This window comes from Streptococcus sp. Z554 (assembly GCF_053010305.1).
The window spans coordinates 283,231-295,927 of the sequence record NZ_JBRKNV010000001.1; the positions used below are offsets into that span (position 1 = coordinate 283,231).

Below are 12,697 nucleotides of genomic sequence, written 5' to 3' on the forward strand. Positions count from 1 at the left end.
CCCATTTTAGCAGAATCCTAGGACATTATCAAAAATTATTATAGTATCTACAGAAAAAAGCCTATAATAGGCCTTTTCTTATCTGACAATATCTTTATACATGTCTGGTCTTCTATCTCTAAATAGCCCCCAGTTCAGGCGCTCATTTTCCCCTTTATCAAGGTCATAAGTAGTTAAGAGGATTGCTTCACCTTGTCGTTCGGCTTGGCTTAAAATAGCTCCTGTTTCATCGGTCATAAAGGATGAACCGTAGAAGTTTAGACTGGAACTTTGTCCCCCATTTTCCTCACAAGGAGTAACTTCTTCCAAACCATAACGATTAGCAGCAATAACTGGGACAATATTCGCTGCTGCGTGTCCCTGCATGGTACGTTGCCAATGACCACAGCTATCTGTATCCAAAATCGGCTCCGAACCAATGGCTGTTGGGTAAAAGAGCAATTCTGCACCATTTAGCGCAAGGCAACGAGCTGTTTCAGGGAACCATTGATCCCAACAGATACCAATCCCAATCTTGGCATAGCGAGTATCCCAGACCTTGAAACCAGTATTTCCAGGAGTGAAAAAGAATTTCTCTTGATAATAATGGTCATCTGGGATATGAGTTTTGCGATAAACTCCTAGAACTTCTCCATCCGCATCAATGACAGCAATGGAATTGTATAAGACATTTCCATCTTTTTCATAGAAACTAATGGGTAAAACGACTTTTAGCTCCTTGGCAATACCTTTAAAATGCTGAATAGCTGTATTTTCTGTCACTGACTGGGCATACTGGTAGTAATCATACTGACGCTCCTGACAGAAATAGGGACGTTCAAATAATTCTGGTAAAAGAATAATTTGGGCTCCTTGCTCAGCAGCTTGTCGAACTAGACGTTCAGCTGTTTGGATATTGGTTTCCACATCCTTAGCGCATTGCATCTGAATAGCTGCAACCGTTACATTTCTCATCTTTTTCTCCTATTCTGGGATTTGTTGGGTAATACAGTGAATATTTCCGCCGCCTAAGAGAATATCTCTTGCAGGAATGCCGACAACTTCACGGTCTGGGAAACACTGGCTCAGAATATTCAAGGCTACTTGGTCGTTTATATCCTGAAATTGTGGCACTAAAATCGACTTATTGGCGATGTAAAAGTTCACATAGGAAGCTGCTAGACGTTCCCCAGCATAGCGCTCCTCTTCTCCTTCTTCATAAGTATAGCCCGGCAAATCTTCTTCTGTAACGACTTGATGACGAGCTGGAATCGGGAGTTTATGAATAGTGAAGGGACGGCCTTTTGCATCAGTTTCCTTCTCTAAGAGAGCTAAATCAGCTGCAGACATGGCATACTGGGGATCATCTTGGTCGTCCGTCCATGCTAAAACAAGCTCTGCAGGGCCAACAAAGGCTGCAACATTATCGACGTGTTCATTGGTTTCGTCTTGATAAATACCATAAGGCAACCAAATGACTTTTTCGGCACCAAGGCTCTCTAGTAAGGTCTTTTCAATCTCCTCTTTAGTCAGGTGAGGATTGCGACCCGGACTAAGCAAGCAGCTTTCTGTAACAAGGATCGTTCCTTGACCGTCACTATGAATAGCTCCACCTTCCAGCACAAATGGTTTGGCATCGTAAACAGGTATATTTAAGACTTCTGCAAATCGGCTGGCTACTTGGTCATCTGCTTCATAGTCTTGGTAGAGACCATCAACAGCACCACCCCAAGCATTGAAAGACCAGTCTACTGCCAACTTTTCCCTTTTATCATTGAGGAGAATTGTCGGTCCAGTATCACGAGCCCAAGCATCATTTGTCGGGATATCCAGATAAACGACCTTATCATCAAGACAGGATTGCGCCTCAGTTAAATAGTCCTGCTCTACCAAAAGGTAGACTGTTTCCCCTTGAGCAATTGTTTTGATTATCTGGCTAAAAGCCTTCTTAGCTGCCTTGCCTTCAAAAGGCCAAGACCCTGGTCGAGTAGGCCAAATCATGAGAGTCCCATGGTGGGGTTCATACTCTGCTGGCATACGGTAGCCTGCTTTTTTTGGAGTCTCTATCATGATAATCTCTCCTTAAAGTCTTGGTAACCAAAAGCTTTGACTAGACTGCACTCACCCTCTTTATCCATGAGATACAAACTTGGAAGTCCAATACCGTTAAAAGTATTATTTTTGACAAATGAGTAAATAGCCATGTCTTCAAAATAGAGGCGATCGCCGATTTCAATCGGTTTTTCAAAGCTGTAATCCCCAATGATATCCCCTGTTAGACAGGTATTGGAAGAAAGTCTATAAGTATAGGCTTTTTCTTGTGCCTCAAAACCATCTCTCAACGGGGGACGATAAGGCATTTCAAGAACATCTGGCATATGGCAACTTGCTGAAGCATCTAACACCAAGGTCTCAATCCCATTTTCCACGATATCTAAGACTTCAGTCGCTAAATAACCAGCATTCAGTGCAATGGCTTCTCCAGGTTCAATGTAAACGTCAAGATTATAAGTTTCTCGAATTCGTTTAATCTCAGAAATTAACAGATCTAGGTCATAGTCATCTCTGGTAATGTGATGTCCACCACCCATATTGAGCCATTTAAGGTGATGTAGATATGAACCAAACTGCTCTTCTACTGCTTTCAGCGTTGTCTGCAAATCATCTGCCCCTTGCTCACAGAGGGTATGAAAGTGAAGTCCGTCAACCAAATCCAACAAATCACTTGGGATCTTGTCTGAAGTCACTCCAAAACGGGATCCAGGTGCACAAGGGTCATAAAGCGCGTGGTCACCCTGTGTTGAACATTGTGGATTAATGCGCAAACCGACACTGATACCAGCCTCACGACAAAGTTGACCATATTTTCGTAGTTGTCTCTCTGAGTTAAAAACAATATGATCAGATATTTGCAGTAGCTCTTCCATATCTGATTCCTTGAAAGCAGGTGCAAATACATGAACTTCTCCTGGGAACTCTTCTCTGGCTAGCTTAGCTTCATAGAGTCCACTAGCTGTCGTACCTGACAGATACTGACTAATCAAAGGATAGGTTTTATAGAGAGAATAAGCCTTTTGAGCTAGCAAAACCTTACAACCAGCCTTTTCCCCAACCTCTTGTAGAATGCTACAATTTTCTTCTAGTTTTGCTAAGTCAATGATATAAGAAGGTGTTGGTACTTGTTCTAGCTTCATTAGTCCACCATTTGTGGATTTTCAACCACAACCCATGGCAAACCGTATTGATTCAAAGCTTCCATGAATGGATCTGGATCCAACTCTTCAAGGTTATAAACTCCTGGTTGTTTCCAAGTGCCATCCATCACTAATTTTGTCCCAATCATAGCTGGAACACCTGTCGTGTAAGAAATAGCTTGTGAACCAACCTCTGCGTAGCATTCTTGATGGTCGCAAACATTGTAGATGTAGATAGTCTTTTCAACACCATCCTTGACACCTGTAAAGATACATCCAATATTTGTTTTACCGACAGTACGTGGTCCAAGGCTGGCTGGATCTGGAAGCAAGGCTTTCAAGAATTGGATTGGAACGATTTCTTGTCCATTGAAGTTAATAGCATCAGTACGAAGGAGACCAACGTTTTCCAAGCATTTCATATGAGTTAGATAAGACTGACCAAAGGTCATAAAGAAACGAATCCGTTTAACGCCTGGAATGTTTTTGGCAAGTGATTCGATTTCTTCATGGTGAAGAAGATACATATCTTTTTGCCCAACTTGAGGGAAATCATACTCGCGTTTGATAGACATAGCTTCGACTTCTACCCATTTTCCATCTTCCCAGTAAGAACCTGGTGCAGAAACCTCACGTAGATTGATTTCTGGGTTAAAGTTTGTCGCAAATGGATAACCGTGGTCACCACCATTACAGTCTAAAATATCGATATAGTGGATTTCATCAAAGTAATGTTTGAGTGCATAAGCTGAAAAGACACTGGTTACACCTGGGTCAAAACCAGAACCAAGCAGAGCTGTTAATCCTGCTTCTTTGAATTTGTCTTGGTAAGCCCATTGCCATGAGTAATCAAAGTAAGCTGTAAAACCAAGTTCCTTGCAACGCTTCTCATAAATAGCACGCCATTCAGGGTCTTCTGTATCCTCAGCCTCATAGTTGGCAGTATCGATATAGTGCACACCTGTTGCCAAACAAGCATCCATAATGGTTAAGTCTTGGTATGGCAAGGCTACGTTCAAAACAGCTTCTGGTTTGTAGCTTTCAATCAAGGCAATCACTTCTTCTACCTTGTCAGCATCAAGAGCAGCTGTTTCAATCTTAGTACTGGTTTTCCCCTCTAATTTAGCCTTCAAGTCATCGCATTTTGACTTTGTACGGCTAGCAATCATAATTTCTTTAAAAGTTTCGCTATCTTGGCAAATTTTTGAAATAGCAACTTGGGCAACGCCCCCACATCCAATAACTAATAAACGACTCATTTTCTTCCTTCCTCTTCTTCTAAAATGTCTTCTACATACTTGGGCAACATAAAGGCACCGACGTGTAGATTTGCAGTATAGTATTCAGTAAATAACTGGCGTTTTTTCCAGCCTTCCTTGTCAAAATCTTTAATAGGGTGATATTTTTTCGATGCAAATCCAAACAACCAATAGCCAGCAGGACTAGTTGGGATATGTGCCTGATAAACCCGGCTGATTGGAAAGGCTTGATTGACCTTGCGGTGCATGCTTCGGCAAGCTGACTCATCTTCGTCAAAGAAAGGACTACCATGCTGATAGATCATGATTCCGTCTTCTTTGAGAGCCCTATAGCTATTGCCGTAAAATTCCTTTGTAAAGAGTCCTTCCGTATGACCAAATGGATCTGTCGCATCGTTGATAATAATGTCGTAATCATCTTCACAATTTCTCAAAAATCTCAGTCCATTTTGGTAGTAAATGGTGACGCGAGGGTCATCAAGTCCTGCAGCAAAATCTGGGAAGTATTCTCGACAAACCTCTACCAACATTTCATCAGGTTCTACAATATCGATTTGTTCCAATTCTGGATAGAGGGTTAATACTTGGGCAACACCACCGTCACCACCCCCAATAACCAAGACTTTCTTTGGATTTGGATGGACAGCCATAGGAACGTGAACTGTCATTTCGTTGTAGACGAAATCATCTGCATCTGAAAATAAAACATGGCCATTTAAAATTAACACTTTTCCAAAAGCCGGAGTATCGAGTACTTCAATATCCTGCCATTCACTTTGACCAGAATATAGTTGTTTGGCTGTTCTCATCGTTAACTTGACATCTGGAGTATGAACTTCAGAAAACCATAAATCCATCTAGTTCTCCTTTCTTTCAATAACATTGATGTGATTGACCTCTGGGTCTTCCGTCCCTTGTAGAGAACAACCACGTTCTTTTGCAAATTGGATATAATCAACAATTTCTCGTGTAATGCGTTCACCTGGCGCTAGGATTGGAATACCTGGAGGATAGCACATGACAAATTCCCCACATACCTGGCCAATGGACTCGTCTAATGTTAAGCTTCTTCTATCTGCATAGAAGGCTTCCTGAGGAGATAGCACCAACTCAGGCTGGATATATTCTCCAGCTATCAAGTCCTTCCCATCTCGTGAGTATAGTCTCTTGATATCAGCTAAGGCACCGACCAAGCGTTCAATGTCTTGGATCCGGTCACCAATCGAAATGTAGGCCAAGATATTCCCAATATCACCAAACTCAATCTGAATGTCATATTCATCCCGTAAGAGGTCATAAACCTCGATACCTGTTAGACCAATCCCCTGAGTGTAAACTGACAGCTTGGTTACATCAAAATCACAAACTGAGACACCATCTACTAGTTCTTTTGAGTAGGCATAGTAGCCACCGATGGAATTGATTTCACGACGTGCATACTCAGACAACTCAATAACTTTCTCAAAGGACTCTTTTCCACGCAGGGCTAGGTTTCTACGAGAAACATCGAGACTAGCCATTAGCAAGTAGGATGCGGATGTTGACTGTGTCAGGTTAATAATCTGACGTACGTACTCAGGATTCATCTGATCGCCAACTAAAAGCAGCGAACTTTGAGTCAAGCTACCGCCAGACTTATGCATAGATACGGCTGACATATCTGCACCTGCGTCCATAGCAGATAGAGGAAGTTTATCTGTAAAGTGCAGATGAGCTCCGTGTGCCTCGTCCACTAATACTTTCATTCCTGCAGCGTGAGCCATCTCTGTTAATCCCTTAAGATCTGAACAGATTCCATAGTAGGTTGGATTGTTAATGAGGATAGCCTTGGCATCCGGATGATCCTGAATAGCTTGTGCCACACGGTCATTTTCAAGCCCAAGAGCGATACCGATCTTTGGATCCACACTCATCTCGATGTAGATGGGAATGGCTCCACATAAAACGAGAGCATTAATAGCTGATTTATGGACATTCCGAGGAAGGATGATTTTATCACCTGATTTGCAGGTAGAAAGAATCATAGTTTGCACGGATGAAGTTGTCCCACCAATCATCAAAAAGGCATGAGCAGCACCAAATGCTTCTGCCGCTAGTTCTTCCGCTTCTCTGATAATCGAAATGGGATGTCCCAAATTGTCCAAAGGCTTCATAGAGTTGACATCAATACCAACGCATTTTTCCCCTAAGAGTTCGACTAACTCTGGATTCCCACGGCCACGCTTATGACCAGGTACATCGAAAGGTACAATTCTTTTTTTTCGTAACTTGACCAGTCCCTCATAAATAGGAGCTTGGTTTTGATTTAACATTATAGAGACATACTCCTTTATCATAGTTTTTTTCACCTTGTGTAAGGCGCTAAAGGATACTTATGAAAAAAGAGCAGGTTGGCACCTGCTCTACAATCTTCTGACGTTTTTATGTTTGTTTCTTTTGAGTATGTCTGTTCCTGATGTTTCCTAACTCTCTAGTAGCAAATATTACGTACTTTATTGATCGTTTCACAAGATGACGTGTGCTTTCACCACACTAACAAATCTATACGAATTAGGACAAGTGTCCTAACATCAACTTATAAAAGTAGGCTTTTAACCCTATCAATAATGTGGCTTTTCGACCACGCTTCGGCATTCAACCCTGCCTGTCCGTAGGCATTTTTTACTCGGGTTTATATTTACTAGAAAACATCATCTCATTTTCTAAGCCTTATAACTATATCATGTTTACAAAAGTTTGTAAAGTATTTTGGGGAAACTTTATAAATTATTTACATTTTTGTTCGTATTTTTACTATACCCAAAAATTGAAAACTATTTCAAATTTGCCTTTAAATAATAAAATAGGAACTAAATAAATTAATTAATTCCTTTAGATAGTCATAAGCAAATTCAACTTTTCAAAATCGTATTTACTCATCTCGCGCTACTTGGGCAGCTAGTTCAAAATCAGTCATCAAATAATTTTCATCTAGACGGATAAGACTGTAATACTCATTCCAAAATAGAGAGTCACTGTTGCTAGCCCATTGTAATCCATACCACAATTGAGTGACATCACTTGTATTTGATGGGGGAATTGACCATAGATGCTTTTTGAAAGTTTCTTGAACAAGTGGAACATCCAGTCGACTAGTCAAGTCGAGTTCATCCAATTTCAAAGTGATAAAATGTTTCTTAGCCGCTTCAATGCTATCCTTGTTAAATCGAACCTGAATAACCTTAGAATCTTCTAAAGCCACATTCTGGTCCTCAGCACCGTAAAAGGAAATACTTCCTAGTACAATACCATCTTTTACAAGAAGATAGGGAGCGTAAGGGACTGCATTGCTATCAAGTCGGAAGCCTTTTTCGATAGTGACTGTTTTATTGCCCAAATACTTCTGGAAACTGCCATCTGTCAGGAGCTCTTCATAGTCGCTAGCACCATCACCTTGTCTGACATAGATATCAAACCCAGCTTCCATCAGATCACTTGCTTTTGTTTCTGCTAAAATGATTTTACTTTCATTAATTTGCAAAATTGGTGTTTGAGGTGGCAAACCAATCGTGATATTAAACATAACTCCTACTAGAAAGACCATAAAGGTTATAAGGAGGGCAAGTAAAGACTTTCCAGTCCTTTTTCTTGCATTGAAAAGAGCCATTATAGCTGGGAGGAGGATCATTTTAGCTAAAATAGAATTCCCCACACCACCTCTATTTAAGGTCTGAAAAGCAAACATACCCGCGATTGCAATCAGGGACAGGTAGACCAAAATCTCACCTAGACCTAGTCTTTCTGTTCGAGTTTGTTGATTTACAGGAGTTTCGTACAATGACTGTCCATTCTCTTTCCTCTTTTTTAGAAAGAGATAAAAGCCCAGACCGAGTAGTAAATTAAAGATTGTATAAGCAATTAAGGTACCTATAATCACCGTTCTAGCCATGGCTCTCTACTCCTTTATCTTTTCTCTCAAATCTTATCTTTCTCTTTAATATCCGATTCCCAATCAATAAAACCATCAAGAAGAAGGGGCCGCCTTCTATCAGCACAATCGGTAAAGCCAGTATAGCAATCATCAAAAAACTAGCCTTCTTTTGCCGCAAACTACCACCCCAGTCTCCATTTATCCGCTGTCCCAAATAGTCGATGTAGTCCGTAAACATCAAAAACAAAGGATTTTGGAAATCACTGATTCTAAGGTAAATGAACAAAGCAGCATTTAGAAAAACATACAGAATTCCTAAGACTAGAATAATCTTTCTAGTCGTTCGAGTTGCCTCAAGACAAATTCTTTCTTTATTTTCTGGTTTTATTTCCTTGAGACTTTGGTTCTTACAAGAAACTTTTTCAAATCTATAGACCAGATATCGGTAAAGATAATACTTTTTTAAATCACGTTTCATAAAAACCTCATTCTAGGTGGAGAAATCAATCGAAAATCATCTTCTAAACATCTAATTTTAAGGAATTACCTTCTAGAAAGACAGCTTTTGACTCAGTGATTTTGATTTTTTGATCTTCTGAAAAGCCAATGGTTTCACCGTCCTTTAAGGTGACATCACTGCCTAAAACATACTGAAGAATAGACAGGAGGAAATAATATAAGTCATCGCTATTCATAGGAGACTCGATAATTTCAATCTCAATTTTTCCGAACTCTTTCAAACCATAAGTGTAAATACTAGTTTTATCTCCCTGGTTGATAATTCCCATATAAATCCAGAGTTGAAGGGGAAGCATTTCTTCTTTCAAAAGGTCAGCCAGGTCTAGATAAAGATCTTTGGGCAAGAGCAAGGTGGTAGAACCCTGATAAATACCAATAGCTGATTGACTAGTTTTTAGGATAGAGGCATTGACTTTAGTTAATAGGGAATAAGTTTCTACTGGCGAAAGATTGTCAGACAAAATAGAAACAATGGCGTGTTGTGTGTGCTCCTGTGTTTCCTTCTCAACATCCTGCCAGAGGTAAGAATAGGCATACAATTCTTCAAATTCTTGACTTGGAATAGGCAAATCCATTAAAGCCAGCGCAACAAGAGCACCATCAATCACAAAGGTTGCACTAGAATCATCCCCAGAAATTTCGGAAACTTGAAGCTCCCAGTGAGATTTCAATTCCTGAACGACCTGGTCTAAAGAATAGGCTTGATTTCCTTTGAAAAGAGGCATGGACAAGATCAGTTGTTTTTTCTTCTCTGACTTTTCTTTCTTACTAGTAAATAGATTTTTTAAAAAATTCACAGGACTTCTCCTTTTTCTCATATCAGTTGGAAAGCAAAGCTCTCTTACTCAAAGTAAGTCGCCATACCAAGTTTCCTCATCCTCAAAACCGTAAAATTTCTCATCAAGCAGCCAATTCCCATCCACCAATCTAAGTACAAACTGGTGCTTCATTTCTAAAGCTTCTTGATAATGGGTGATGACTCTTGCTTCTTCAGCTTTTGTCATGATAAAATCTACAGAGAAATCATTCCTTTTAACATAGTTATACTCACTTGGGGAGCCATAAGAATTTCGAACTCCTCCTTCCAAGCATTTTTGGGTCACTCGTCCAGTTAGAAGTTGCATTTGCCTCTGAAAATAGTCATCCATAAGATCATTCCACTTTGGATGAACTTGATTTGCTGGGATGGCAAGGGCTTCTTTTTCCTTATCCAGTGCTCTGTTACGCTCAAAAATTTCCTCTTCTAACAAGGTTAAACTTTTGAGTAAATTAAGCAATGGTGGCATGATTGTTTCTGCCATAGCTCGATAGTTTTCAGGTGTATTTTTATAGTTCACTCTCATGATTACTCTCTTAACTCTCCATGATTAATTGCTTTAATTCTATCTCTGAGAGTTGTCCTTCCATGTAGAGTTTCCTAAGTAAATCTTTATCTACGGTAATTGAATAATAGTCAGTCACAAACTCATGAAATCTCTCAAAGCTATCAAAGAGGTAAGATAGCAACCATTCTCCTCCATCCTGATCTTGGTAAGTGTGTTGATGCGCTTGACCGTCATACCAGATAAAGAAAGTTGTTTCATCTTTTTGGTCCTCAGAATAAAGTGAGAGATAGTTTTCATCCAGTCCTTTATAAAAACCTTTAATGACGTCTTGATTCCACTCATCAGCAGCAAACTGACTTAAGCTGTTCTCGTGATCAAAACCTTTTATGAGGATCATTTTGTCAGTCAAAATCACATCTAAAGAATCACCAGTTCCATTGTCAATAAGATAGCGAACTCCATAGTCTTCCTCAGTCTTAATCACGAGTCTGAGCCAATCCTCACTCGGATCTGTCAGATATTCGTCAATGACTAGCAAAGCATCTAAGCGAGTCTTTATCTTGTCCCAATCAATCTTTCTCATCTCTAAAAACCTCTATCTTATTTTTGCTATTTATCAAGATCACAAGCCCTATAACGAGCTGTTAGATAGCCTGAAAAGCTAATCTGAGGGATATTCCACTCATTTGGCAAATAAAGCGAACAATCTACCTGATCACCTAGAGGGGAACTTGCTGAGAAGACATATCTTCCCAAATCCTCATTATTAGAATTTCTTTCAACTAGACTTAATCTACTTGCATTGAACCAGTCTTTAAACAGTAACCAGATTTGTTCAGCATCTTCGTTTGATAGGGAGATTTTCAAGTTGTAACTGACTCCGACTCTACATCTTTTTTTTAATCCTGACTCATCAGCCTTACAAACCTTTATCGATCCCTTATCATACTGCCAGTTATCACTATCTAATAGGGGAAATTGAGCAGATAGATTGTCTTTAAATCCCTGCATAGTATCAAATAAATCTTTGGAGGCAGCTTCGAATAATTCTAGTTCTTCCATAGTCTTCTCTTTAATTTTCATAGCTAATCACATTTCGATTTAATCTGCATCAACCCAGATCTGGTATTTTTGACAATGGAGACATCTAAACAAATAACCACAGATAGGCCCGTCTTTGACCAAGTAGTCTTCAATATCTTGAAATTCTTCACGCGCTTCATAGTCTATCAAGACTTGCTCAGCGATTCCCATGGCCTTCAATTCTCGAGTTCCAACTGTACCCAAGTAAGCACAATAATCTTGGCAACAAGAAAGCCAATATTCTCCCTGCCAACTAGAGTAGCCTGGGGTCTGACAAAAAAGCAACTGATTCTTTTCTGGATCCAATTCACCCTGCCACTCGGCATCTTGGATAAATTCTGCATCGAATTTTTTAGCTGCTTGACCGTTTGCAATGCACATTGGGCAAAGGTATTCTATATCCTCGATACAATAAGGGATCAAGTCATAATAAATATTGCTTTCTTTCCCACAAGATGGACAAACCTTAGCTTCTCCTTCAACAAATGAACCTGTAGCCAACGGATCTGGATGATAGATAAAATGCGGCAAAGACTGTAATAGCTTCTGCCTATGCTTCTTCTCCTCTTTTCTTAGAGGACGAGGAAGGGCAAAACGATCGCCATGACTCTGACTCGTTTCTTGTAAACGGCTCAGTTTCTTTATCTGTTTTCGATCAGGTTTGTCTAAGATTTCGGTCAATAAGCTATAGGCACTAGTGTAGAGACCCAATTGGTCATAGAGGTCAACTAAGACCTTCTTTGCATCTAAATCATCAGACTTAGCTAATTCATCAGCCAAATCATAAAGAGCTGCGACACTTGAAGGCTTTCCATCTTGAGCATGGTATTCCCTTGTCAGGGTGATATATTCTTGTAAATATGGATTCATCTGACTACCTTTTCTTACATGGATAAATTCTGATTAACAAATGGTAACTAAAACATTTCCTTCTAGACTTAAGATTTGCTTGTAAAACTTTTTCATATTTTCAAAACTGATTCGAATTTCATCCTTGATTTCTTCCTCTTCCTCAAGATAATCCCAAATATCAGGATACAAGTCTGCTTTTTTACAAGCTTCCATACTAAAGTCTTTCAAAGCCTTGTCCATATCAAATTCTTCTAAAGCTTGACTGATAGCCGCTATTCTCGATTTTTCAGTATAGGCGATATATTCAGATACATCCTCTAGAGGAGTCACTCCTAAAACCGCTTCTCTCAAGGGACTGTCATCCAAAAATTCTGAACTACTAAATCCTGTCATGACAAAGACTAGGGCATCCCACATCTTATCGATATCTATTAAGATATCATGAGTATCAGCGGAGTCCTCAGCAAAATCTAACAAGTCATCTTTTTGGTTAGAAAGAGCTTTTATTTGTTCTAATTCATTGTCTGGTAAATATTGATAATTGGCAATCATTCCCATGATTTTTCTCCTTTGAAT

The 12,697-nt window shown here is 39.7% G+C and carries 14 protein-coding genes; all 14 read right to left on the reverse strand.

The window, feature by feature from the left end:
* Positions 1–78 precede the first annotated feature (78 nt).
* Positions 79–954, reverse strand: coding sequence for an N-carbamoylputrescine amidase (gene aguB / locus ACVC7R_RS01475; RefSeq protein WP_447263213.1), 876 nt, complete (start codon positions 952–954; stop codon positions 79–81).
* A 9-nt stretch (positions 955–963) separates the two neighbouring features.
* A complete protein-coding gene (aguA, locus tag ACVC7R_RS01480) occupies positions 964–2,049 on the reverse strand; it encodes an agmatine deiminase (RefSeq protein WP_447263214.1) in 1,086 nt (361 codons plus the stop codon).
* Entirely contained in the window at positions 2,046–3,173 is a 1,128-nt protein-coding gene (gene nspC, locus ACVC7R_RS01485) for a carboxynorspermidine decarboxylase (RefSeq protein WP_447263215.1), read from the reverse strand. The genes aguA and nspC overlap by 4 nt, the downstream gene beginning before the upstream one ends.
* A complete protein-coding gene (locus ACVC7R_RS01490; protein WP_447263216.1) occupies positions 3,173–4,432 on the reverse strand; it encodes a saccharopine dehydrogenase family protein in 1,260 nt (419 codons plus the stop codon). The genes nspC and ACVC7R_RS01490 overlap by 1 nt, the downstream gene beginning before the upstream one ends.
* Positions 4,429–5,289: a polyamine aminopropyltransferase gene (speE, locus tag ACVC7R_RS01495; protein ID WP_447263217.1), complete on the reverse strand. Its 861-nt coding sequence runs from the start codon at positions 5,287–5,289 to the stop codon at positions 4,429–4,431. The genes ACVC7R_RS01490 and speE overlap by 4 nt, the downstream gene beginning before the upstream one ends.
* On the reverse strand, positions 5,290–6,744 hold the full coding sequence (locus ACVC7R_RS01500; RefSeq protein WP_447263218.1) for an aminotransferase class I/II-fold pyridoxal phosphate-dependent enzyme: 1,455 nt from the start codon (positions 6,742–6,744) through the stop codon (positions 5,290–5,292). It abuts the gene before it with no gap.
* A gap of 599 nt (positions 6,745–7,343) precedes the next feature.
* Positions 7,344–8,360 (reverse strand): hypothetical protein, encoded by a 1,017-nt coding sequence (locus ACVC7R_RS01505; protein ID WP_447263219.1) that lies wholly within the window; start codon positions 8,358–8,360, stop codon positions 7,344–7,346.
* Entirely contained in the window at positions 8,353–8,820 is a 468-nt protein-coding gene (locus ACVC7R_RS01510) for a hypothetical protein (protein ID WP_447263220.1), read from the reverse strand. The genes ACVC7R_RS01505 and ACVC7R_RS01510 overlap by 8 nt, the downstream gene beginning before the upstream one ends.
* 43 nt (positions 8,821–8,863) lie before the next feature.
* The gene (locus ACVC7R_RS01515) at positions 8,864–9,658 is read right to left on the reverse strand and encodes a DUF4261 domain-containing protein (RefSeq protein ID WP_447263221.1); all 795 of its coding nucleotides are present in this window, start codon (positions 9,656–9,658) and stop codon (positions 8,864–8,866) included.
* Between the two features lie 48 nt (positions 9,659–9,706).
* Positions 9,707–10,204 carry a hypothetical protein gene (locus ACVC7R_RS01520; protein WP_447263222.1) on the reverse strand — a complete coding sequence of 166 codons (498 nt, stop codon included), beginning with the start codon at positions 10,202–10,204 and terminating at the stop codon, positions 9,707–9,709.
* 10 nt (positions 10,205–10,214) lie between these two features.
* Positions 10,215–10,769 carry a hypothetical protein gene (locus ACVC7R_RS01525; protein WP_447263223.1) on the reverse strand — a complete coding sequence of 185 codons (555 nt, stop codon included), beginning with the start codon at positions 10,767–10,769 and terminating at the stop codon, positions 10,215–10,217.
* 26 nt (positions 10,770–10,795) lie between these two features.
* The gene (locus ACVC7R_RS01530) at positions 10,796–11,269 is read right to left on the reverse strand and encodes a hypothetical protein (protein WP_447263224.1); all 474 of its coding nucleotides are present in this window, start codon (positions 11,267–11,269) and stop codon (positions 10,796–10,798) included.
* 18 nt (positions 11,270–11,287) lie between these two features.
* Complete coding sequence (locus ACVC7R_RS01535) at positions 11,288–12,139, reverse strand: CbrC family protein (RefSeq protein WP_447263225.1); 852 nt, start codon at positions 12,137–12,139, stop codon at positions 11,288–11,290.
* A gap of 33 nt (positions 12,140–12,172) precedes the next feature.
* Positions 12,173–12,679: a YfbM family protein gene (locus tag ACVC7R_RS01540; RefSeq protein ID WP_447263226.1), complete on the reverse strand. Its 507-nt coding sequence runs from the start codon at positions 12,677–12,679 to the stop codon at positions 12,173–12,175.
* Positions 12,680–12,697 lie beyond the last annotated feature (18 nt).

Bases quoted from the DNA above. Each gene is read 5' to 3' on its own strand.
- aguB (WP_447263213.1), bottom strand. From the start codon at position 954: ATGAGAAATGTAACGGTTGCAGCTATTCAGATGCAATGCGCTAAGGAT.
- ACVC7R_RS01490 (WP_447263216.1), bottom strand. From the start codon at position 4,432: ATGAGTCGTTTATTAGTTATTGGATGTGGGGGCGTTGCCCAAGTTGCT.
- ACVC7R_RS01520 (WP_447263222.1), bottom strand. From the start codon at position 10,204: ATGAGAGTGAACTATAAAAATACACCTGAAAACTATCGAGCTATGGCA.
- ACVC7R_RS01540 (WP_447263226.1), bottom strand. From the start codon at position 12,679: ATGGGAATGATTGCCAATTATCAATATTTACCAGACAATGAATTAGAA.
- speE (WP_447263217.1), bottom strand. From the start codon at position 5,289: ATGGATTTATGGTTTTCTGAAGTTCATACTCCAGATGTCAAGTTAACG.
- ACVC7R_RS01505 (WP_447263219.1), bottom strand. From the start codon at position 8,360: ATGGCTAGAACGGTGATTATAGGTACCTTAATTGCTTATACAATCTTT.
- nspC (WP_447263215.1), bottom strand. From the start codon at position 3,173: ATGAAGCTAGAACAAGTACCAACACCTTCTTATATCATTGACTTAGCA.
- ACVC7R_RS01510 (WP_447263220.1), bottom strand. From the start codon at position 8,820: ATGAAACGTGATTTAAAAAAGTATTATCTTTACCGATATCTGGTCTAT.
- ACVC7R_RS01530 (WP_447263224.1), bottom strand. From the start codon at position 11,269: ATGAAAATTAAAGAGAAGACTATGGAAGAACTAGAATTATTCGAAGCT.
- ACVC7R_RS01500 (WP_447263218.1), bottom strand. From the start codon at position 6,744: ATGTTAAATCAAAACCAAGCTCCTATTTATGAGGGACTGGTCAAGTTA.
- aguA (WP_447263214.1), bottom strand. From the start codon at position 2,049: ATGATAGAGACTCCAAAAAAAGCAGGCTACCGTATGCCAGCAGAGTAT.
- ACVC7R_RS01525 (WP_447263223.1), bottom strand. From the start codon at position 10,769: ATGAGAAAGATTGATTGGGACAAGATAAAGACTCGCTTAGATGCTTTG.
- ACVC7R_RS01535 (WP_447263225.1), bottom strand. From the start codon at position 12,139: ATGAATCCATATTTACAAGAATATATCACCCTGACAAGGGAATACCAT.